Origin of the sequence: Enterorhabdus sp. P55 (assembly GCF_009911695.1) — a bacterium.
Classification (GTDB): domain Bacteria; phylum Actinomycetota; class Coriobacteriia; order Coriobacteriales; family Eggerthellaceae; genus Enterorhabdus.
In genome coordinates this window covers 18,765-39,995 of record NZ_QWKK01000008.1, presented here as the reverse complement: position 1 = coordinate 39,995, position 21,231 = coordinate 18,765, and the positions used below count along the sequence as shown (strand labels likewise).

Here is a 21,231-nt window from a genome sequence, read left to right as displayed (position 1 = left end):
GCATGGCAACCCTTCGCTGCACGGTGGCCATTCCCACCCGCGAGCTGTTCTCCGGTGAGATCCACTACGCGTCGGTTCCCGGCGCGGAAGGCGGCTACGGCGTCCTGCCGGGGCACGAGATGCTCGTGTCCGCGGACAAGCAGGGCGTGCTGACCCTCTGGCTGGATGAAGCCGGCAACGATCGGCGTCGCTTCCTGCTCTACGAGGGCGCCGCTCAGGTGTACCGTGACACGCTGACGGTGCTCGGCCGCTTCGGCACCGACCTCGACACGCTTGACGTCGAGGAGGTCAAGGAGAAGGCCGAGGCCCTGCGCCAGCAGATCGAGGATCTGGAGGGCCAGGACACCGAGCAGGCCCGTGTGGCCCTGGAGAACTGCCAGAACCACATGGCGTGGTACGACCTGCAGCTCAAGGTGGCAAGCGAGGCCGCCCAGTAATACTCTTTTCCGAAAGAGCCTGTTTGAAGGGGGCGCTCCGATGGGGGCGCCCCCTTTGAGTTTTCGGGGATGAGGGACGGATGCGAGGCTGGCCTTGGGGAATGCTCGGGAGTCAGCCTGACTTGCGGGTCGTGTTACGCGACATCCTCCAGGGGATCGGAAACCCGCTCCGCCGCATACACGGTGAAAGGGTCGAGATCGATGCAGGTGGCGGGGTCGTAGCGCCCGCTCACGTCCCAGGCGACGGTGTCGTTGAGGACGGTGAGCGCGCTGGCAAAGAGGTCATCATCGGCGAGCTGCGCGAATACGCCACCTTCGGCGATGAGGTCGCTCAGATCGAAGTGGGTGATACGGCCGTCGGAGAAGTAGGCGTACACCGTTTTCTCGGGGCCGGCTACGGCTTGCACTACCGTCGGGAAATAGTCGGTCTGCATAAGTGCTCCCTACAGCGGATTGATCTGGTTGAGGACACGGTTTTCCTTGGCGAGCTCCCAGTTCTGCATGAGCTCGTCTCGATGCAGCTCGTTCCACGCGAGAATAAGCTTCAGCTGCCGTGCCGGGAGGGAGCCGTTGAGGACGCAGCCGGCCGCGATGTCCACCAGGCACTTATAGCTGCCACACTCCGCATGGAAATGGGGAGGATTGTGGTCACTATAGTACATAGTGACCCGAATGCCTCTGAACAGAGAGATCTCCGGCATGTGCAATCACCTCGCATCGATCATGCTGTCAAGGCCATATTAGCATAGGCGCCTGTGGGCTAGGGGCTGATGGAGGCTGGGAGCCTGCGGCAAGCGTTGGCGACATGGATGCTAGAAGAGGCCGTAAATAAAACCAGCTAGTTCCTGTGCGCCGTCATAATGCTCGTCATTTCCGGCGGTAATCTCGGGAAGGGAATAAAAATAAGTATGTATCCAGGTGGCTCTTCCCGAGATGTCGATGCGATGAGATTGCCTCTTTCCACTGGGGCTGTCGATGGTGGTTGGGTACACGAGCACCACGTGATCGGCCCCATAGCGAATCGCGTAGGCGAGCATCTGGTACATGTCCCCCTGGGCTGGCTTGCCATTTATTGGCAGCTTCCACTTGGTGTCCAGAATGACTGTGCGATTGTCGTTCGTGGCGACAAGGTCAGGACGCAAATGGTATCGCTTTGGTTCATCGAACAAATACTTGCCATGGTCTTGGGACTGCATGATAATGCCGATCGATGCGCAAGCGCGGCGCAACTGGGCGGCTACGTAGTTCTCGAAGATTCGATCCATGGGAAACAGCAGGGCATCGGCGGCAATGATGCCGGGAAAGGGGACAGGTGCTTCGCTGGCTAAGAAGATGCGACACCAGGCGAGCGCGCTGGCATAGTGGGTCATGTTGCGGTCGCTCTTGCAGGCTGCGAAATCGGCGCGGGGATTGGTGCTAGGTTCAACATCAGAGAGGTGATCTGAGGCAATTTTGATACGTCGCCGGTTAAGTGGGTTCTGCGACCGTCGTGCCGCGAACTGTAAAGCTGTCTTAATCAGGCGATTTTCAGGTCGATTCACGTGATAGACGCTGTACTCCACAGCAAAGCGAGAGCTGTTGGCGTGATTGAGACGTAGCTGCTCGGAAAAGTTGAGTCGCCCCCCTCAGGAAGCGCTCGTTTCCCGACCAGTCTTGGTAATCGGATCTTAGGCCACTTCGGACAACCTTGCTCACCTCATTGAGAAATGCTGAAATGAATATCTCAAACAAGGGCATCCTGGCCGTTGTCAATTCTGCGCAGCCCAGGTTCTTGAAAGGGGCGTCTCGCAATTCTTGCAGCATAGCAAGAAACGTGCGACGTACACGCTCGTATTCGGAATCGCAGTACCGGATTTTTTTGCCAATTTTGGGCAATATCTCAATTTCTGTGTTGCCAGCAGAGATAACACCGACGTAATTCTGAGCAGCGAGTGTTTTCCGTCCCCGCCGGCTGGAGAAGCGAAACACCGCATGTGTCTCCTCCGCGTTGATGTTCTCGTTAGCGGCTTGGGAGCAAAGGAACAATTCAAGGGCATTGAAGGCGTCACTGTCGATAAAAATGGTGTCTTCTGCTCCGTCGTCGGTGCAGAGATGGTCGTACTCAAACAGAGTCAAGGTATCCTTCATGGCAGGTCTAGGTCATCCTTGTTTTACGCTGGTTGGCCTGACTTTAAGTGGCGTCTCTTCGTAGATGGCCATAAAGTGCCGTGGCTCCCATTGGGCGCTATCGCTGACCATTAGCGGTGCGGCCACATTCCCGAGATTGCCCAGGTATTTTCCTTCTATCTGCCTCTTGACGATGAAGCCTTCCGCGTCGCTGCTATCGTTCAGCACAAGCCGGATCTTGTCGTAATCATCGTAGAAGTACTCTTGGAGTAAGGGAAGGATGTTTTGACTGAAACGCTGCCGTAGATCTTTGAAAGTTTTGGTGCCTATGAAATAGGAATGGCCGATGAGGTGATCCTGATCATAGAGGGCTGCAATGCGCGCATTCATCGCGCTTAGAATAGAGCTGAGGTTGATGGGCCCCTCGGTGCTCTCGATGTTTTGGGGCTTGATGGCTGATGGGTTGGGAGCAAGTTCGATAAACTTAAAGCGTCGGCGCAGAGCTGCGTCAAGCTGAGTCAGAGATCGATCTGCCATGTTCATGGTGCCAAGAATAGTGACGTTTGCAGGGACTGAGAAGACCTCCTTGGTGTAAGGGAGGACAGCTCGCTGTTCATCGGCGAGGCCTGCTCGTTTCGACTCTTCAATAAGAGTGATGAGCTCTCCGAATATCTTGGAGATATTTCCGCGGTTAATCTCGTCAATAACAAAGATATACGAATTGTCATTAGGTGATGCTATCTCACCACCGCTTTCTCTCTCGACAACCTTCAAAATGTCCCCGGCGCTTACCTTTGAGCGGTAGATAGTCGAGAGCGTCATGGTGGGCGCGTTGAATTGCTCGACGATATTGAGGGAGAGGTCCTTTACGAGCCAATTCACCTCTCGCTGCCGTTTGAGGCGATCATACTCCTCGTGCCATTCAGCGTCGCCAGTTATAACGCCGATTGCGTCGACAGTCGTGGCAGAGTAGCATGAGAGCACAATGTCGCCCGAACGCATGACGTTTGTGAAGTAGTTGAGTATTCCCTTGCCGCCGTGCTTGTAGTCTATCCCGTCGGTGATGACAGGGCCGTACTCGTCCCATCCGATGCGGATGTGGCCGTTTTCGAGGCAGTCGGCGCGAATGGGGTTAGGCCCGGTGCCGTCGAGCGACACCTTCCACACGGTTGGATTGCTGTTGAGCCCGAGGCGTTCGGCCCCTCCTAAGACAATGGGCTGAGAAGCCCGCTTGCAAAAAGATTTGAAAATGCCGTCTTCGTGGCAATAGGACAAACTGCCGTCGCTTTCGGGGCTCTCTTCGGCAATGACGGGACGAATGCCCTCAATGAATTCCTCATAGCCATATGATTGATGAAAGGTGGTGAAGGCGATCTGTCCATCGGGCTTTTGTAGCTGCGCATTATACCATTGTTTAGCTGCTTCGTGATCTTCCGGGGAAAGGTCACGAAGGCTGTCGAGAGAGCATTCTTTTCCATTAGCTATGAGCCACGCGGCTGCTGGCACACTGTAGGTCTTGCCGGTGCCGGGAGGGCCATACAAAATGATGTTCCTACCTTGTGGAGCTCGGGAGGCTGAGGGCGATTCGGGATCTATCTGAGCATTGATGCCATTGCCGAGGTGGGGATCAGCTGAGTTAGATAGGAGCCAGAACTTTTCAGCGGGGGCATCTTTGAGCTGCTTAATGAACTCAGCGTATCCCTTTGCCGAATGATGGATAATTCTGCAGTCCACTCCATAACGATCTCTGACCAAATCGTTGTTGGAGTGGTGGAGGGGAAAGAAAACGCGGGGGTTAATCATATACAGGATTTTTGTAAGATCGTTAAAATGCCTGTTGCCGTTAAATGCAGCTACCTGATCCATCATTTCAAGGAATGATTCGTTTTCCAATATCTGGTCATCCCCATTGAGGATAAGACCGAAGAGATCCCAGCTCTTTTCGGCATCGTCGGCATTGTGGGCTATTATGCCGAACCGCTGGTAAGTTGTTGGGATGCCGCTTAGGTCGTCATCGAAGGGGAGCTCAATTTCGAACGCCTTCATGAGAGAGCGAATTTGCTTCGCGCGCTGCAGATTGTTGTTTTTCCCGGAGCGATTGAACGCAAGGAATATTGCAAGCGGGTCAACGTACTCCCAGTCATCTTTTCCCAGACACTCGGCACAGATGTCGAGCAGCTCTTCGCGGCCGCGAGGGGTATTCCTCTTTTGGATTTCCTCGGCAATGACTTTGTAGACGGGAATCCATTGAAATGTCGGCTGGCCCATCGACGATGCTCCTGACTTGATCTTTATTCTCGATCGGATGGTTCGGTATAAGTGAACGCAAATTTCCCTGTGCTGAGCGACTCTCATAGGCAAAATACCATCCAGCGTATCGTTCGTCTACGTGATGACAAAGCTTTTCCTGCACAGTTGCGATCGGGGAATTCGGGGGGGCAGGGGACGGTCTCGAGGTGTTGCGACACATTGCCTCCGACTGTGGGTGGCTGGGCTGATTAGTTCAAACGTTTCCCCCTCTGCTCAATTGATTCAGAGTTTAACGGGCGGGTAGTTCTGGACGCTCCTCGGCTTCGTCCAATCTCCATGGTTTGTTCGGGGGCGGGGGAGCGGCTTTGCTGGTATCATGGCTTACCGAAAAATCCCCCTGCGCCACACCTCCCCCAAACGCATCCCGGCGCCCTGATCACCTGCGAGGCGCATCCATGGCATTCGTCCACTTGCACAACCATACCGAGTACTCCCTGCTCGACGGCCTCACGCACATCAAGGACATGGTGCGTCGTGCCGCCGACCTGGACATGCCGGCGGTGGCCGTCACCGACCACGGCGTCATGTCCGGCATGGTGGAGCTCTCCGACGCCTGCGACGCGGTGGAGGCCGAGACGGGCAAGCGCGTGAAGCCCATCTTCGGCTGCGAGGTGTACTTCACCACCGACGAGTCCCTGCGCAAGGACGTGAAGCCCCGGCTCTACCACCTGCTGCTGCTGGCGAAGAACAACGAGGGCTACCACAACCTGCTGAAGCTCGTGAGCGAGTCCCACGTGGACAACTTCTACTACAAGCCGCGCACCACCTTCTCCATGCTGCAGAAGTACGGCCACGGCATCATCGGCTCGTCGGCCTGCATCGCCGGCATCATCCCCAAGCTGCTCGACGACCGCCGCTTCGAGGACGCCGTCGAGTGGGCCCGGAAGTTCGCCAGCTGCTTCGACGAGGGCGACTTCTACATCGAGCTGCAGGACCAAGGCCTGCGCACCGACGCGGGCCTCACCCAGAACGAGCTGAACCACCAACTCACCCGCGTGGCCCACGAGGCCGGCCTCAAGACCATCGCCACCAACGACTTCCACTACCTCACCAAGGAAGACGCGCGCGCCCAGGACATCATGCTGTGCATCGGCACCGGCTCCCTCATCAACGACGAGAAGCGCATGAAGTTCGAGAACGACCAGTTCTACATGAAGACCGAGGAGGAGATGCGCGCGGCGCTCGCCGACTTCCCCGAGGCCTGCGACAACACCGTGGAGCTGGCTGCGAAGTGCGACGTGGTGCTTGAGCGCGACTCCATCCTGCCGCGCTTTCCCCTGCCTGAGGGCGAGACCGAGGAGTCGTGGTTCCGCAAGCGCGTGCAAGAGGGCCTCGTCAAGCGCTATGGCGACCCGGTGCCCGCCGAGGCCCAGGAGCGTGCCGACTACGAGATGGGCATCATCATCCAGCAGGGCTTCCCGGCGTACTTCCTCATCGTGCAGGAGTACATCGAGTGGGCCCGCTCCCAGGGCATCGGCGTGGGCCCGGGCCGTGGCTCGGCCGCTGGCGCCATCGTGGCCTACGCCATGGGCATCACCGACCTCGATCCGCTGAGCAACGGCCTGCTGTTCGAGCGCTTCCTCTCGCCCGAGCGCGTGGAGATGCCCGATATCGACGTCGACTTCGAGCAGGGTCGTCGCGAAGAGGTGATCCAGCACATCAAGGACGTCTACGGCGAGGATCACGTGTCCCAGGTGATCACCTTCGGCACGCTCCAGGCCAAGAACGCCGTGCGCGACACGGCCCGCGTGCTCTCGGGCACCCTGCAGCTGGGGGCCGGGCTCTCCGCCGACGACGCCCGCAAGGCTGCCTTCGGCCTGGGCGACCGCATCTGCAAGATGATCGGCGACGAGCTGGGCATCACCATCGACAAGGCCCTCGACACCAACCCCGACCTCAAGAAGGCCTACGACACCGACCCGGACGTGAAGACCATCATCGACGCGGCTCGCTCCATCGAGGGCCATGTGCGCGGCGAGGGCGTGCACGCCTGCGCCACCATCATCTGCCGCGATCCCATGAGCGACCACGTGCCCATGAAACGTGACACCAAGGGCGGCGGCATCATCACCCAGTACGACGGCCACTACACGCCTGACCTGGGCCTGCTGAAGATGGACTTCCTGGGCCTGCGCACCTTGGACGTGCTGTCCATCGCGTGCCGCAACATCGAGGAGCGCACGGGCGAGAAGATCGTCCCCGAGGAGATTCCCACCGACGACGAGCTGGCCTTCAAGCTCATGCAGTCGGGCAACATGGACGGCCTGTTCCAGGTGGAGGGTGCGCTGTACGTGAGCCTGTTCAAGCGCCTGCCCCCCACGCGCTTCTCCGACGTCGTGGCCTCCATCGCGCTCAACCGCCCAGGCCCGCTCGAGTCCGGCATGGTGGAGGACTACATCCAGGTGGCCAGCGGCAAGACGCCGGCCCACTACTACGACGATCGCCTGCGCCCCATCCTGGAGGAGACCTTCGGCACCATGGTCTACCAGGAGCAGATCATGCAGGTGTCCATGGCCATGTCCGGCTTCTCCGCCGGCAAAGCCGACAAGCTGCGCAAGGCCATGGGCAAGAAGAAGATCGACGTCATGCGCCAGCTCCAGGAGGACTGGAACAACGGCGCGGTGCAGAACGGCTTCGCGCTGGAGATCGCCGAGCGCATCTGGGATGACGCCGAGAAGTTCGCGAAGTACGCCTTCAACAAGTCCCACTCGGCCGCCTACGCCATCCTGGTGATGCGCACGGCCTACCTGAAGGCCCACTACCCGAACGACTTCATGGCCGCGGTGCTCACCAGCTACATGGGCAACACCGACCGGCTCATCCGCTACATCTCCAGCTGCAACCACAACGGCACCCCGGTGCTGCCCCCGGACATCAACTCGTCGCGCGCGGAGTTCACCCCCGTCGCGGAGGGCATTCGCTTCGGATTGGTGGGCGTGCGCGGCGTGGGCCAGTCCGTGGCCGACGCCATCATCGCCGAGCGTGAGGCCAACGGCCCGTTCTCGTCGCTGCACGACTTCGTGAACCGCGTGGACACCAAGGCCTACAACCGCAAGACCCTGGAGGCGCTCATCAAGGGCGGCGCCTTCGACTCGACCGGCTACACGCGCAAGCAGATGATGCACTTCGTGGAGGACACCCCGCTGCTCGAGGGCGCGGCCAAGCGCCAGAAGGACCGCGACGCCGGCCAGGTGTCGATGTTCGACCTGTTCGCCGACGACGCCGACTCGGGCTTCCAGGAGGAGGTGCCCGATCCTGACGGCGTGGAGTGGGACAAGCGCACGAAGCTGACCTACGAGAAGGAGATCATGGGCATCTACGTGTCCGAGCATCCGCTGCAGCCCTACGAGGGCCTGCTCTCCCGCATGACGAAGTTCGCCCTGGCCGACCTGGCCGAGCGCACCAAGGAGATCAAGTCGGCCGTGTTCGTGGGCATGGTGTCCAACGTGGTGGTCAAGCTGACGAAGCGCGGCACCAAGATGGCCACCTTCACGCTGGAGGATACGACGGGCCACGTGGAGTGCATCTGCTTCAAGTACGACGAGAACGCCGCGGCCATCCAGGATGACGCCATCGTGAAGGTGAAGGGCAAGTTCGAGGTCAACGACCGCGGCAGCCAGATCATGGCCTTCGAGATGGAGGCCGTCGAGCTGCGGGAGGAGGACGCGCTGCCTGCCCACCTGGAGCTGCGCGTGTCCTCGGCCGAGTTCAACCAGACGAAGTCGCTGCGGCTCAATCGGATCCTCCAGTCCTACCCGGGGCGCGATGGCGTGGTGCTGTTCGTGAACCAGGCCGACGGCCGCCGCTTCCGTGCTGAGCTGCCGGTGACGGTAGACGCCCGTTCGGCGGTGATGCGCTCGGAGATCCAGGAGCTCTTCGGTCGATCCGTGATGATCGCCTAGGGGCGCTGTCGTCAGACGCTGATCGCGAGGGGGCCGCTGGCGGGGAGCCGGCGGCCCCCTCTCACGTTACCGCGTGGCTTGGCGACGGGGCGAGGTGGGGCGGGCCGCGGAGCCGTCGCCGCCATCCTGGGCGGTTGATGGCGGCGCGCGCGGGCGTGCTGACGGCGGCTGGGAGGGGCGTTCCGGGTGGCCTGAAGGGCGTTCCGGCGCCGTCGGCGGCCCCGGTTCGAGGGGCGCGCTCTGGCGTGAGGGGGCCTTGCGTGTCCTGGGCCGCCTACGGGCGCCTCGCTCGGGGTGGAGGACGGTAAAAGCCCGCCTGGCGGCATCTCGTCGATCCCCCTCTGGGACGCCGGCGCGCTCCGCTCGCCCTGAGATGCCGTGTTTTCCCGTCGAGAGGCGGGGACTTCCTCGCCTGCGCTCCTTTGCGGTACAATGAGCAAGCCTTGAGCTTAACGAACCACTGAAACGCAGCCTGCTGCCTTCGCCCCTCGGGCGGAGGTCACGAAGGAGAATCCCTTGACGGATCGTGCATCCGCCCATAGCGTCGCATCGGGTGCCCCGGTGCGCCCCTCGCTCGCCGAGCGTGCCGCCGCATGCCCGCGGGACGCCTCGTTCGCCCTGGCCGTAGCCTATGACGGCGCGCCCTTCGCCGGGTTCGCGCGTCAGCCGGGCCAGCTCACCGTGCAGGGAGAGCTGGAGCGGGCGCTCTCCGTGCTGCTGCGCCGCGAGGTGCCCACCGTCTGCGCTGGCCGCACCGATGCCGGCGTGCACGCGCGCGGCCAGGTGGTGAGCTTCGACGCCGACGCCGCCGAGCTGGCCGGACGCACGGCGCGCAGCTTCCAGCGCTCCCTCAACGCGCTCGTGGACGACCGCATGGCCGTGAGTCGGGTCGTCGCTGCGCCGCGCGGGTTCTCCGCGCGCTTCGACGCGGTGGAGCGCGAGTATCGCTACCTGCTGTTCACTGAGCCGTTCCGCCCGGTGCTGTTCGCCGAGCGCGCTTGGGTCGTGGGCAAGCCGCTTGACCTCGGCGCCATGCGCGCCGCAGCCGCTCATCTGGTGGGCGAGCATGACTTCAAGAGCTTCTGCCTGGCCGCTTCGGCCGTGGGCAAGCCCACCACGCGGTTCGTGCGCGAGGTGACGGTGGAGCCGGGCGAGGTAGCGGGGGAGCCCGTCGTGGTCGTTCGCGTCGTCGGCAACGCGTTTCTGCACTCCATGGTACGCACCATGGTGGGGACGCTCGTGGCGGTGGGGCTTGGGCGCCGTGATCCGGGCTGGACGGCCGAGGTGCTTGCCGCGCGCGACCGTTCGGCCGCCGGCGAGAACGCGCCGGCCCAGGGGCTCGTGTTCTGGCGCGTCGCCTACGAGGGCGTCGTGGGACGCCTGCTCGCCGGCGGCGACGCCTGGGAGCGAGCGCCGTGGCCGTGCTTCGCCGAGGACGCGCCGACGCCTGGCGTGGGAGGAGCGCCCGTCGAATCGGGCGGCGTGCCAGAGGGAGGGGAATGCTGATGGGCGTGCGCTACGTGGACTACTCGCGCTACGCGGCCCGCGCCGCCGCGCCGACTGCTGCGGGCTCGATGTGGGGTGACGCGGAGGCATGCGCGCCTGCTCCGGCGATCGCGGCCTGCGTTGTGCCCGCCTCCGGCTGGGAGGACGCGCGCGCCGCGGCCGGCCCTTGGGCGGCATCTGAGCGCGTCGTCGCGGATCCTGCGGCATCCGATCGCACAGCGTGCGGCACGACGCCGGGCCGCTCCGGCGCGCTTGCGGCCTTCTGGCTGCTCTACGAGAGCCGCGACCGGCGCCTGAGCCTCTTTGAGACCCGCGACGGCCACCTCGCCGCCGTTGATCCTGCGCGCCTGGTGTAACACGGCAGGCGCGCACTGCCACGTTTTCGCCCCAGGATGGCACGGAATCGCAGTTTGGTACGGTGCGACGCTCCCGCAGGAGCCGGTTTTGCCCGGCGGGGCCTGCATCCGGCTGCGTTTCCCCAGGTCGCGATTTTTCGTCTCTGATCATCTTGCGGGGTCGGGCGGCTTCAACCGTACCAAACTGCGATTCTGTGCCATCGGCGCGCCGAGAAGTGGCGGCGAGTCCTCGGGGCGTCCCTGGGGGGGCTCGCCCCGGCGCCCAGTCACCCTTGGTGCCGGGACGGCCGCGTGTTGGGGGTCTGCGTGCCCGCAGGCTGCTGGCTGAGGGACGGTGTTCACGCGCCGAGTGGCCGCGCGGGCGCTTTGAACTATTCGACTATGACAAAGATGCTACAATGGCCGCGAAGCGCCGGCGAGGGGGCCGTGCGCGCGGAGAAGGCGCCGAGGTGGGCGTCGAGCGCGAGAGGGGGAGGGGCGTGGTCTTCGGCGGGCTCATCGTGGGCTATCTCTTTCTGGCCGGCACGGGGGCGGGCGCCTTCGCGGTGGCGGCCGGTGCGTGCCTCTGGGACGCGTGGCGCCCTACGTCGCGCACGAGGGTCGTCGTCCACGGCGTGCAGCCGGCCCTCGCGCTAGCCCCGCTTGTCGTCATGGCAGCGGCGCTCATGCTCCTGGCCGACCTGGGAAGCCTCGATGCCGCGGCCCGCGTCCTGATCCAGCCGCCACGCACGGTGATGGCCGTCGGCGCGTGGCTCGTGGTCGCCCTTATCGCGACGAGCGGAGCCGTGGCCGTCATGGGATTCGTCCCTCGCCTACGCACCCCGGCTGCGGCTTGGGGCTGCGTCATCGCGGGACTCGTCGCCGCAGTGGGCGTGATGGCCTACTCGGCGCTGCTCCTGGCTGACGCGGTGGCCGTCGACTTCTGGCGCACCCCGTGGCTGACCGTGCTGTTCGCGGCTTCGTCGCTGTCCTGCGGCACGGCGCTTGCCGTGGCGGCTGCCGTGCTCGCTCCGGCCCCGGGGCTCGACGAGCGCACGCGCGAGGCCGCCGCAGGCGCCCTCTGGCACCTCGGTAGGACGCTTGCCTATGTCGAGCTGGCGGCGCTTGCGCTATTCTTGGTCAGCCGGGGCCTCTCCACGGAGTGGGCGCGCGCCTCCTGCGCGCTGCTGCTTACCGGCGCGCTCGCTCCTGTGTTCTGGAGCGGCGTGGTGGGGGCGGGCATCGCCGTTCCGCTGGGGCTGCACGGCGCGGGGCGGCGCATCGGCCGCGCGCGGCCGGCGGCTATGCTCGCGTCGGCCTGCGGTGTGCTCGTCGGCGGGCTGGCGCTGCGCTGGTGCGTGGTGGCCGCGGCCGTCATGGCTCCGCTCGTGTTGAGCTTCGTCTGAGAAAGGCAGGTAGGGGCGCGTTTTGGTAGAGCAGGAAAACCTCATGCACATGACCATCGACGAGGACAGCGGCATCCCCATCTGGCTGCAGCTGCGCAACCGCCTCATCTACCTCATCACGTCGGGGGTCTTCGCCCCGGGCGACAAGCTGCCCACCATGCGCCAGCTGGCCGTGGACTTGGGCATCAACTACAACACCGTCAGCCGCGTCTACCAGGACATCGAGCGCGACGGCTACATCATCTCCCAGCGCGGGCGCGGCACCTTCGCCCACGACGGCTACCTCCAGCAGGAGCAGGCCGCGGGCAGCGCCGCCGAATCGCTCGCCGACTCGTTCATCCTCCAATGCCGCGAGCTGGGCGTGCCGCGGGAGGACATCGCGAAGCTGGTGGAGAGCCGCCTTCGGGCAGCGGAAAGGTGACGTCATGGGATTCAGCTTGAGGGGAAGGCGCGCCGGCGCGCCCGCGCAGCCGCCGCGGCCGGTCGAGGCCACCGAGGTGTCAGACAACGAGGCCACGCGCGTGGGCGTCTACCTGTTCGCGCTCGCGCTCTTCGCCGTGGGCGCGGGCGTGGCGACGGGGGCCTGGATGGCTGTCGTCGGGTCGGTCGGCGCGCTCACGGCCGTCGTGGCGGTGCTCGTGGGGCTCGCGCTGGCCGGCGCGGTGCGCGTGGCACCCCAGTGGGAGCGCGTGGCCATCCTTCGGCTCGGGCGCTTCCATCGCATCGCCGGGCCGGGGCCCTACGTGGTGGCGCCCCTTGTCGACTATGCCGCCATGCACGTGGATACCCGCGTCATGAACTCGTCGTTCGCGGCCGAGGCGGCGCTCACCGCCGATCTCGTGCCGGTGGACGTGGACGCCATCCTGTTCTGGATGGTGTGGGACGCGCAGAAGGCCTGCCTGGAGGTGGAGAACTACCCCCGGGCGGTGCTGCGCAGCGCGCAGACGGCCATGCGCGACGCCATCGGCCAGGTGAACCTGGCTGATCTCTCCCTGCGTCGCAAGCAGATCGATCGCGAGTTGCAAGAGGTCATGGGCGCTAAGTGCGAGGAGTGGGGCATCACCGTGATGTCGGTGGAGATTCGCGACGTGAAGGTGCCGCCCGAGCTGGAGGACGCGCTGTCGAAGGAGGCCCAGGCGGAGCGCGAGCGCAATGCGCGCACCATCCTGGCCGAGGTGGAGAAGGACATCTCCGAGATGTTCGTCGAGGCCGCCGAGGTGTACGAGCGCAAGCCCGTGGCCATGAAGCTGCGCGCCATGAACCTGGCCTACGAGGGCGCGCGCGAGGGGCGCGGCATCCTGCTGGCCCCCAGCGGCCTGGCCGACGGCTTCGACCTGGGCAAGATCCTGGAGGACTAGGGGGGCGCCCAACCTGCGCCCGCCCGCGCGCCGCGCCGCATCCGGCCTGCGCTGGCGCGGCTCTGATCACGTTGCGCTAACACAGCCTCGTCGCATTTCGCGGCGAGGCTTTTTTTCGTCATAAAATCGTCAAAGAATGATTGCATTGAACTAATTAACTATGATAATATGCCCCTCATCAGGATCGGCCGATTCTCAGGAGACGATAGGGGGAGAGCAGCCGATGGGCGCTCGGGCGACGGCCCGGCGTCCGCCCTCCGGGAGGGAAGGGTGGCTTCTCCGCTGATCACGCAAGGAGGAGAAATGTCCACATCGAACGTGCCGCAGCGCGCTCTCACGCGCCGCAGCTTCCTCAAGGCGACGGGCGCGGTGGCCGGTGCGGCTGCCGTGACGGCTGCCGCGACGCCTGCGCTCACGGCGCTGGCGGCTCAGGACGCCGCGGCTCCCGCGGGTGCTGACGTCGTCGGCTACGGCGTCTGCCGCTCGAACTGCATGCAGTCCTGCCGCTACCAGGCGCACGTGCGCGACGGCAAGCTCGTCAAGCTCACGCCGGCCGACTACGGCGAGGACCTGTACCGCGGCAGCTGCCTGCGCGGCATGTCCTACATGCACCGCATCTACAGCCCCGAGCGCATCAAGTACCCGATGCGTCGCGTGGAGGGCACCGAGCGCGGCGCCGGCCAGTGGGAGCGCATCAGCTGGGACGAGGCTATCAGCGACATCGCCTCGCATTTCCAGGCCATCATCGACGAATACGGCCCGAAGGCCATCGCCTTCGACTTCGGCACCGGCAACTACGGCGAGATCCAGGGCCAGACCGGCATCTTCAACCGCCTGGGCGGCATGCTCGGCGTCTCGAAGCCCGCGGGTATGAACGACCTGTCCACCGGCTACGGCATCGACCGCGTGCTCGGCACCGGCCTCATGTACTTCGCCAACGAGGCCAAGAGCGTGCTCGACTCCTCCCACATCTTCATCTGGGGCTCCAACCCCGTGCACTCCACGCCGCAGAACTGGCGCTGGATGCAGCGCGCCAAGGAGCAGGGCACCAAGATCATCACCATCGACCCGGTGAAGTCGGCCACGGCGCACAAGTCCGACGAGTACTTCGCCATCAAGCCCACCACCGACGGCTACCTGGCGCTGGCCATGGCCAACCACATCCTGGCCAACGGCCTGCAGGATGACGAGTTCATCGCCAAGCGCTCCACCGCGCCCTTCCTCGTGCGCGACGACACGGGCCTGCTGCTCCACAAGAGCGACTTCGAGGCCGTGGCCGAGGGCGAGGACGATCCGGCCTACGTGTGGGACGAGGCCTCCGGCGCCGCAGCGCTCTACGGCGCGGCCGCAAGCCCCGCGCTCGAGGGTCGCTTCGACGTGCAGGGCATCCCGTGCACCACGTCCTACACGCTGCTCAAGGAGCGCATCGATGAGTACACCGTGGCCGACGCGGCCCGCGTGTGCGGCATGAAGGAGGAGGACATCGTCTACCTGGCCGAGGAGCTGGCCGGCGCCAAGGCGGCGTCCGTCAACATCTCCTTCGGCATGGACCACTACGCCAACGGCTACCAGTCCTGCTGGGCCATCGCCATCCTGCTGTCCCTCACCGGCCAGGTCGGCCGCGACGGCGCCGGCTTCACGGGCATCTTCCTGAACACCGCGCTCTCGCTCAACCTCACGGGCCTCTGGGCTGCCAAGGGCTTCAAGGGCATGGCCACCACCTTCCCCATGACCATGCTGCACCAGGTGGTGGAGACCCAGGAGCTTCACGGCGAGCCGTACCCGATGAAGGCGCTCGTCTCCATCATCTCCAACTCGGTGAGCAACTGGCCCGCCCAGAACAACTACCTCACCAAGATCATCCCCAACCTCGACTTCATCCTGGCGATGGACATGGAGATGACCGACACCGCCCGCCATGCCGACATCGTGCTGCCCGCCGCGTCGTTCTATGAGAACGAGGACTTCCGCAAGGCGCACAACCTGCCCTACATCGTGCATCAGGACAAGGTGATCGAGCCGCTCTACGAGGCCAAGGACGACGTGGAGATCGCCAGCCTCATCGGCCGCGCCATGGGCCTGGAGGCCGCTTTCCCTGAGAGTGCCACCTTCGAGACCTATGCCACCGCGCTGCTCAAGAACGAGTCCTGCCAGAAGGCCGGCGTCACGCTTGAGCGCCTGCGCGAGGAGGGCTACATCGACCTGACGGTGATCCCCGGCAAGCCCGGCATCGTCGGCCGCGCCAAGTTCCCCACCAAGTCGGGCCTGGCGCAGCTCTACACCGAGAAGCCGGCGCCCCGCGTGGCCTACGGCCAGGACGTGAAGGCGCGCTTCCCCAAGGAGCACCTGGTGTACTACCAGGAGTCCGCCGAGGTGTCCGAGAACAGCGAGGCGGCCAAGAAGTTCCCCATCGTGTTCTACCAGGAGCACTCGCGCTGGCGCACCCATTCCCAGTGGTTCAACTCGCCGCTGCTCAAAGAGCTCGACCCCAAGCCGGTGTACAAGATCAGCGCGCCGGACGCCGCTGAGCGCGGCATCGCGTCGGGAGATGTCGTGGAGGTGTTCAACGACCGCGGCCACATGGTGGTGGAGTGCGTCATCGACCCGAGCCTGCCGGCGGGCGTGAGCCGCATGCCGAAGGGCTGGCAGCGTGACCAGTTCATCGAGGGCGGCTATCAGGAGCTGACGTACCCCGACCACGACGAGTGGTCCGTCGCCTTCAATTTCTACGACACCCGCGTCGACGTCCGGAAGAAGTAGGGAGCAAGCCATGCATTACGGATTCGCCATTGACCAGCAGCGCTGCATCGGGTGCCATACCTGCTCGGTGGCCTGCAAGATAGAGAACAACCTGCCCGACGAGATGTGGTGGAACCGCATCCTCACCGACGGCGGGGCCGAGATGGACATCCCCGCCGGGGAGTTCCCGAACTCGACCATCGAGTACGTGCCGGTGAACTGCCAGCACTGCGAGAACCCCGCCTGCGCCAAGGTGTGCCCGGTGGGCGCCACCTACCGCGACCCGGAGACGGGCATCGTGCGTCAGGACGTGGAGAAGTGCATCGGCTGCCGCATGTGCGTCGCCGCCTGCCCCTACACCGGCGTGCGCTCCTTCAACTGGGAGGAGCCCCAGTTCATGCTGGGCATGGACCTGGGAGACGAGGACGTGCCCGCGCATCAGAAGCACACGGTTGAGAAGTGCACCATGTGCTACCAGCGCGTGGCGAAGGGCCAGGAGCCGGCCTGCGTGGGCGCCTGCCCCGCCCGTGCGCGCATCTGGGGGGATCTGGACGACCCGCAGAGCGAGGTGTCTCAGATGATAGCCGCGCGCAGCAAGAAGCAGCTGCTGCCCGAGAAGGGCACGAACCCCTCCGTGTACTACCTGGTGTAACCGCGCGGCGCGCCCGCGGCTTGCGTGGGCGCGCCTCCTCCGAAGGAGACTTCTCATGACTGAACTCGAATCCGTCGCCGTCGTGGACGACGACTTCAACCCGGCCGCGGCGCCCAAGGCGCGCGAGGCCGCCGGCGCCCGGGCGGCCGCCTGGGGCGGGAAGGGCCTCAACGCGGGGATCGCGATCGCCGGCATCCTGACCGTGATCGGCATCGTGCTCTGGGGCATGCAGCTCACGGGCGGCATGGCGCAGACCGCCATGCGCAACCTGGACTCCTGGGGCCTCTACATCACCATGTTCATGTTCTTCGTGGGCCTCTCGGCCGGCGGCCTCATCATCTCGTCGGTGCCCAAGGCCTTCGGGATCAGGGGCTTCGGCGGCATCTCCAAGGTGGCCGTCATGAGCTCGATCGCGGCCACGGTGGCCGCGATCGGCTTCGTGGTGGTCGACCTGGGGCAGCCCCTGCGCGTGTGGGAGCTGTTCGCCTACTCCAACCTGGGCTCGCCGCTCATGTGGGACATCATCGTGCTGGCGACCTACCTGATCCTGTCCTGCGCCTACCTCTGGGCCCAGGTGCGGGCCGAGGCCGGCAAGGTCTCGCACACGGCCCTGCGCGTCATCAGCGTGGTCGCGCTCGTGTGCGCCGTGCTCGTGCACAGTGTCACCGCCTGGATCTTCGGCCTGCAGCAGGGCCGCGAGATGTGGCACACGGCGCTCCTCGCGCCCTGGTTCGTGTCGTCCGCCCTCGTGTGCGGCACCGGCCTCGTGATCTGCGTGGCCGCCGCCCTGCGCCGCGCGGGCTACCTGGCCCTCGAGCAGGCGCAGCTCGCGCGCCTCGCCAAGCTGCTCGGCGCCTTCGTCGTGGTGGACCTCTACTTCTTCGGCTGCGACCTGCTCACGGAGGCCTTCCCCGGGGGCGAGGGCCTGGCGGTCGTTGAGATGCTCGTGTCCGGCCCGCTCGCGCCCTTCTTCTGGGGCGAGGTCGTGCTCTGCGTGGCCGCGGCCGTCGTCTGCTTCACGCCCTCCCTGCGCACCACCCCGCTGCTCGTGGCGGCGAGCGCGGCCGCCGTCCTGGCCATCCTCTGCAAGCGCGTGCAGCTGCTCGTGGGCGGCTTCCAGCTGCCCTCCCTCGACCTGGCCGGCCCGGTGACCCCCATGACCGTCACCAGCTGGGAGTCCGGCATGGCCGGCGCCTACCAGGGCATGGTCTACTGGCCGGCCCCCATCGAGTGGGGCGTGTGCGCCGGCGTCGTCGCCCTCGCCGTCCTCGTCTTCCTCCTGGGCCTCAAGTTCCTGCCGCTGCGCCCCAAGGCAGAGTAGCCCGTCTCCCGGGGAGCGCAGAGCATCTCCCCGGCATGTGTCTCTAACGCCCCTCCCTGGGAGCTGCCGGATCCCCCTCCCCGGCGTCTCTCCCTCTAGCCAGGCGCCCGCCCTCGTGCGGGCGCCTGCTCGTATCTGGCCATGCGCTGCTCGGGCTGGCTGCGTGCCGACCTTGGAATGGCGGCCCTTCTCTGCAAATTCGCGCGGTTTTGCACTCGATAAGTTCGCCCCGGCGCCCACAGCCCTGTCGGCGCTTTTCGCGACCTGGGATTTTGCCGGCCTGCCTCGCTTCAGTCCGCCGTCTGCCGGCTCCGGCGGGTGCATAACCGACCGTATTTGCGGTAGCGGCGCCCTTTTTCGGAGGCGGGCGCGCTGTAGCGCACTTCCCGACGCGCCGTGCTCCTCTCCAGGCTCGCATCGGATCGCCCGCTCGCGGACGGTTCGGCCTGCCACCCGAACTCATCGTGGCAACGCAAGCGCCTGCGCGTATAATCACCCGGTTAGCGATTGGACGTTTTCGGCGGAGGCTGCGGGCTCGGGGAGAGCCGGTCTCCGCCGGGGAATTCGAGAAGGGGATACTATGGAAACGAATTCTCCCGCCCGTGCCAGCTGGTCTGGCAAGTGGGCGTTCATCCTGGCCGCAGCCGCCTCGGCGGTGGGCCTGGGCAACATGTGGCGCTTCCCGTACCTGGCTGCCAAGTACGGCGGCGGCACGTTCCTGCTCACCTACCTGGTGCTGGTATTCACCTTCGGCGTGTCGCTGCTCCTGCTGGAGACGGCGCTTGGCCGCAAGACGGGGCAGTCCGCCATCGGCGCCTTCAAGAGCTTCGGCAAGAAATACGCCTTCATCGGCGTGCTGGCCTCGGCGGTGCCCTTCATCATCACGCCCTACTACTGCATCATCGGCGGCTGGGTAACCAAGTACACGGCGGCCTACCTGGTCAACGGCCCGGAGGCGCTTGCTGACGGCGGCGACTTCTTCAGCGGGTTCATCACCTCGAGCTTCGAGAGCTATATCTGGATGCTCGTCTTCATGGCCGTCGTGTTCGTCGTGGTGGCGCTCGGCGTCAAGGGCGGCATCGAGAAGGCCAACCTGTTCATGATGCCGGCCCTTATCGTCATGGCCGTCGGCATCGCGCTCTACACGCTTACCATGCCCGGCGCCATCGACGGCGCCCTGTACTACCTGACCCCGGACTTCAGCAAGTTCTCGCCGGAGCTGGTCATCGGTGCGTTGGGGCAGATGTTCTACAGCCTGTCTTTGGCCATGGGCATCATGATCACCTACGGCTCCTACATGCGCAAGCAGGACAACCTCACCTCCTCGGTGGCGCGTATCGGCTGCTTCGACCTGGGCGTGTCCTTCATCGCCGGCCTGCTCATCGTGTCCGCGGCCTTCGTGGCCATGGGCTCGGGCGAGGCCGTGGCCACGAAGGCGGGCCCCTCGCTCATGTTCATCACCTTGCCCACCGTGTTCGTCGACATGGGCGGCATGGCCACCATCATCGGCTTCCTGTTCTTCCTGCTCGTGCTGTTCGCGGCGCTCACGAGCGCCATCTCGCTCACCGAGACGCTCGTGTCCATCGTGCAGGACGGCCTGAAGTGCACGCGCGGCAAGGCCCTCGGCATCGTCATCGCCTTTGTGGTCATCGCCGGCGCGCTCGTGAACGCGGGCTACAACGGGCTGTCGTTCATCGAGCCTCTCGGCGAGGGCTCTTCGCTGCTCGATTTGGCCGACTTCTTCTCCAACTCGGTGCTCATGCCCATCGTGGCGCTGCTCACCTGCGTGTTCGTCGGCTGGATCATCAAGCCCCAGGCCATCATCGACGAGGTGCGCGTCTCCTCCAAGTTCTCGATGGCCGGTTCCTGGACCGTCATGATCAAGTACGTCGCCCCGGTGCTCGTGGTGATCATCCTGGTGGCCTACGTGGCGGCGCAGTTCGGCTTCTTCTCCATGTAGCGCGCTGCGCTGTCTCTGCTTTCCCTGGGAAGGGCGCCCTCGTCGGGCGCTCTTCCTCTGTTTTACGGTAGGATTCTCTCCAGAAGGTAACTCGACGTAAGCGAAGGATTCCCATGGCTCTCTCAATCGGCATCGTCGGCCTGCCCAACGTGGGCAAGTCCACCCTGTTCACCGCGCTCACCAACAAAGGCGGCCTGGCGGCCAACTACCCCTTTGCCACCATCGAGCCCAACGTGGGCATCGTGCCGGTGCCTGACGCGCGGCTCGACGCGCTGGCGGCCATCGACCATCCGGCCAAGATCGTCCCGGCCACGGTGGAGTTCGTGGATATCGCGGGGCTGGTGGCCGGCGCCTCCCAGGGCGAGGGCCTGGGCAACCAGTTCCTCGCCAACATTCGCGAGACCGACGCCATCGCCGAGGTGGTGCGCTTCTTCGCCGACCCGGACGTGACCCACGTGGCTGGCAAGGTGGATCCGCTCTCGGACGTGGACACCATCAAGACCGAGCTCATCCTGGCCGACATCGCCACGGTGGAGAAGGCCATCCCGCGGCTGGAGAAGGAGGCTAAGCGCGACAAGGCCGGCATCGCCAAGCTGGAGGCGGCCAAGAAGGCCCTCGCAGGGCTGAACGAGGGCCATCGCGTGCGCACGCTGAGCCTGTCCGAGGACGAGGTGGCGGCTCTCTACGATCTGCACCTGCTCACCATGAAGCCGATGCTCTACATCGCCAACGTGGACGAGGATGCCGTGGGGGCGGATCTGCCCGAGATCGACGGCTGCGTGCCCGTGCCTATCTCCGCGAAGGTGGAGGCCGACATCGCCGAGCTGGCTGAGATGGATCCGGAGGAGGCGCGCGAGTACCTGGAGGCGCTCGGCCTGCCCGAGAGCGGCCTGGCCCGCCTCATCCACGAGGCCTACCGCCTGCTGGGGCTCCAGTCCTACTTCACGAGCGGCGAGACCGAGACCCGCGCCTGGACCATTCCCGTGGGTGCGAAGGCCCCCCAGGCCGCTGGCGTCATCCATACCGACTTCGAGCGCGGCTTCATCAAGGCCGAGACGGCCTCCTTCGACGACTACGTGGCCCTCGGCGGCGAGAAGGGCTGCCGCGACGCCGGCAAGCTGCGCCAGGAGGGCAAGGACTACGTGGTGCAGGACGGTGACGTCATGCACTTCAAGTTCAACGTGTAACACGCGTCAGAT

17 protein-coding genes are annotated in these 21,231 nt (G+C 64.8%); 12 read left to right on the top strand and 5 right to left on the bottom strand.

Annotation, left to right across the window (positions count from 1 at the left end; all coding sequences use genetic code 11):
• The first annotated feature begins 2 nt into the window (after positions 1-2).
• Positions 3-437 (top strand): F0F1 ATP synthase subunit epsilon, encoded by a 435-nt coding sequence (locus tag D1643_RS01850; RefSeq protein WP_160708031.1) that lies wholly within the window; start codon positions 3-5, stop codon positions 435-437.
• 134 nt (positions 438-571) lie between these two features.
• Here the strand turns inward: D1643_RS01850 and D1643_RS01845 are convergent, their stop codons facing one another.
• The 5 genes from D1643_RS01845 to D1643_RS01825 all read right to left on the bottom strand — a co-directional run bounded on the left by D1643_RS01845 (position 572) and on the right by D1643_RS01825 (position 4,811).
• Positions 572-871 (bottom strand): DUF2442 domain-containing protein, encoded by a 300-nt coding sequence (locus D1643_RS01845; protein ID WP_160708029.1) that lies wholly within the window; start codon positions 869-871, stop codon positions 572-574.
• Positions 872-880: 9 nt separating this feature from the next.
• The gene (locus tag D1643_RS01840; RefSeq protein WP_160708027.1) at positions 881-1,138 is read right to left on the bottom strand and encodes a DUF4160 domain-containing protein; all 258 of its coding nucleotides are present in this window, start codon (positions 1,136-1,138) and stop codon (positions 881-883) included.
• Between the two features lie 111 nt (positions 1,139-1,249).
• Positions 1,250-1,999 (bottom strand): McrC family protein, encoded by a 750-nt coding sequence (locus tag D1643_RS12005; protein WP_370520254.1) that lies wholly within the window; start codon positions 1,997-1,999, stop codon positions 1,250-1,252.
• Positions 1,965-2,564, bottom strand: coding sequence for a hypothetical protein (locus tag D1643_RS12000; protein ID WP_160708025.1), 600 nt, complete (start codon positions 2,562-2,564; stop codon positions 1,965-1,967). The genes D1643_RS12005 and D1643_RS12000 overlap by 35 nt, the downstream gene beginning before the upstream one ends.
• A gap of 12 nt (positions 2,565-2,576) precedes the next feature.
• On the bottom strand, positions 2,577-4,811 hold the full coding sequence (locus tag D1643_RS01825; RefSeq protein WP_160708023.1) for an AAA family ATPase: 2,235 nt from the start codon (positions 4,809-4,811) through the stop codon (positions 2,577-2,579).
• A 437-nt stretch (positions 4,812-5,248) separates the two neighbouring features.
• Between D1643_RS01825 and dnaE the strand changes: the two genes are divergently transcribed.
• The 11 genes from dnaE (at position 5,249) to ychF (ending at position 21,219) form a co-directional block, all read left to right on the top strand.
• A complete protein-coding gene (gene dnaE, locus D1643_RS01820; RefSeq protein ID WP_160708021.1) occupies positions 5,249-8,755 on the top strand; it encodes a DNA polymerase III subunit alpha in 3,507 nt (1,168 codons plus the stop codon).
• Between the two features lie 516 nt (positions 8,756-9,271).
• A complete protein-coding gene (gene truA, locus D1643_RS01815) occupies positions 9,272-10,261 on the top strand; it encodes a tRNA pseudouridine(38-40) synthase TruA (RefSeq protein WP_201750906.1) in 990 nt (329 codons plus the stop codon).
• A complete protein-coding gene (locus D1643_RS01810) occupies positions 10,255-10,617 on the top strand; it encodes a hypothetical protein (RefSeq protein ID WP_160708019.1) in 363 nt (120 codons plus the stop codon). The genes truA and D1643_RS01810 overlap by 7 nt, the downstream gene beginning before the upstream one ends.
• Before the next feature lie 449 nt (positions 10,618-11,066).
• On the top strand, positions 11,067-12,002 hold the full coding sequence (gene nrfD, locus D1643_RS01805; protein WP_160708017.1) for an NrfD/PsrC family molybdoenzyme membrane anchor subunit: 936 nt from the start codon (positions 11,067-11,069) through the stop codon (positions 12,000-12,002).
• Between the two features lie 22 nt (positions 12,003-12,024).
• Positions 12,025-12,423, top strand: a complete 399-nt coding sequence (locus tag D1643_RS01800) for a GntR family transcriptional regulator (RefSeq protein ID WP_236643298.1) — start codon at positions 12,025-12,027, stop codon at positions 12,421-12,423.
• Between the two features lie 4 nt (positions 12,424-12,427).
• Positions 12,428-13,360, top strand: a complete 933-nt coding sequence (locus D1643_RS01795) for a slipin family protein (RefSeq protein ID WP_160708015.1) — start codon at positions 12,428-12,430, stop codon at positions 13,358-13,360.
• Between the two features lie 303 nt (positions 13,361-13,663).
• A complete protein-coding gene (locus tag D1643_RS01790) occupies positions 13,664-16,120 on the top strand; it encodes a molybdopterin-dependent oxidoreductase (protein ID WP_160708013.1) in 2,457 nt (818 codons plus the stop codon).
• Positions 16,121-16,130: 10 nt separating this feature from the next.
• Positions 16,131-16,751 carry a 4Fe-4S dicluster domain-containing protein gene (locus D1643_RS01785; RefSeq protein WP_160708011.1) on the top strand — a complete coding sequence of 207 codons (621 nt, stop codon included), beginning with the start codon at positions 16,131-16,133 and terminating at the stop codon, positions 16,749-16,751.
• A 55-nt stretch (positions 16,752-16,806) separates the two neighbouring features.
• A complete protein-coding gene (gene nrfD, locus D1643_RS01780; protein WP_160708009.1) occupies positions 16,807-18,072 on the top strand; it encodes an NrfD/PsrC family molybdoenzyme membrane anchor subunit in 1,266 nt (421 codons plus the stop codon).
• Positions 18,073-18,652: 580 nt separating this feature from the next.
• On the top strand, positions 18,653-20,032 hold the full coding sequence (locus D1643_RS01775) for a sodium-dependent transporter (RefSeq protein ID WP_160708007.1): 1,380 nt from the start codon (positions 18,653-18,655) through the stop codon (positions 20,030-20,032).
• Positions 20,033-20,145: 113 nt separating this feature from the next.
• The gene (gene ychF / locus D1643_RS01770) at positions 20,146-21,219 is read left to right on the top strand and encodes a redox-regulated ATPase YchF (RefSeq protein ID WP_160708005.1); all 1,074 of its coding nucleotides are present in this window, start codon (positions 20,146-20,148) and stop codon (positions 21,217-21,219) included.
• The last annotated feature ends 12 nt before the right edge of the window (positions 21,220-21,231 follow it).

Bases quoted from the DNA above. Each gene is read 5' to 3' on its own strand.
- D1643_RS01850 (WP_160708031.1), top strand. From the start codon at position 3: ATGGCAACCCTTCGCTGCACGGTGGCCATTCCCACCCGCGAGCTGTTC.
- D1643_RS01845 (WP_160708029.1), bottom strand. From the start codon at position 871: ATGCAGACCGACTATTTCCCGACGGTAGTGCAAGCCGTAGCCGGCCCC.
- D1643_RS01840 (WP_160708027.1), bottom strand. From the start codon at position 1,138: ATGCCGGAGATCTCTCTGTTCAGAGGCATTCGGGTCACTATGTACTAT.
- D1643_RS12000 (WP_160708025.1), bottom strand. From the start codon at position 2,564: ATGAAGGATACCTTGACTCTGTTTGAGTACGACCATCTCTGCACCGAC.
- D1643_RS01825 (WP_160708023.1), bottom strand. From the start codon at position 4,811: ATGGGCCAGCCGACATTTCAATGGATTCCCGTCTACAAAGTCATTGCC.
- dnaE (WP_160708021.1), top strand. From the start codon at position 5,249: ATGGCATTCGTCCACTTGCACAACCATACCGAGTACTCCCTGCTCGAC.
- D1643_RS01810 (WP_160708019.1), top strand. From the start codon at position 10,255: ATGCTGATGGGCGTGCGCTACGTGGACTACTCGCGCTACGCGGCCCGC.
- D1643_RS01795 (WP_160708015.1), top strand. From the start codon at position 12,428: ATGGGATTCAGCTTGAGGGGAAGGCGCGCCGGCGCGCCCGCGCAGCCG.
- D1643_RS01790 (WP_160708013.1), top strand. From the start codon at position 13,664: ATGTCCACATCGAACGTGCCGCAGCGCGCTCTCACGCGCCGCAGCTTC.
- D1643_RS01785 (WP_160708011.1), top strand. From the start codon at position 16,131: ATGCATTACGGATTCGCCATTGACCAGCAGCGCTGCATCGGGTGCCAT.
- nrfD (WP_160708009.1), top strand. From the start codon at position 16,807: ATGACTGAACTCGAATCCGTCGCCGTCGTGGACGACGACTTCAACCCG.
- D1643_RS01775 (WP_160708007.1), top strand. From the start codon at position 18,653: ATGGAAACGAATTCTCCCGCCCGTGCCAGCTGGTCTGGCAAGTGGGCG.
- ychF (WP_160708005.1), top strand. From the start codon at position 20,146: ATGGCTCTCTCAATCGGCATCGTCGGCCTGCCCAACGTGGGCAAGTCC.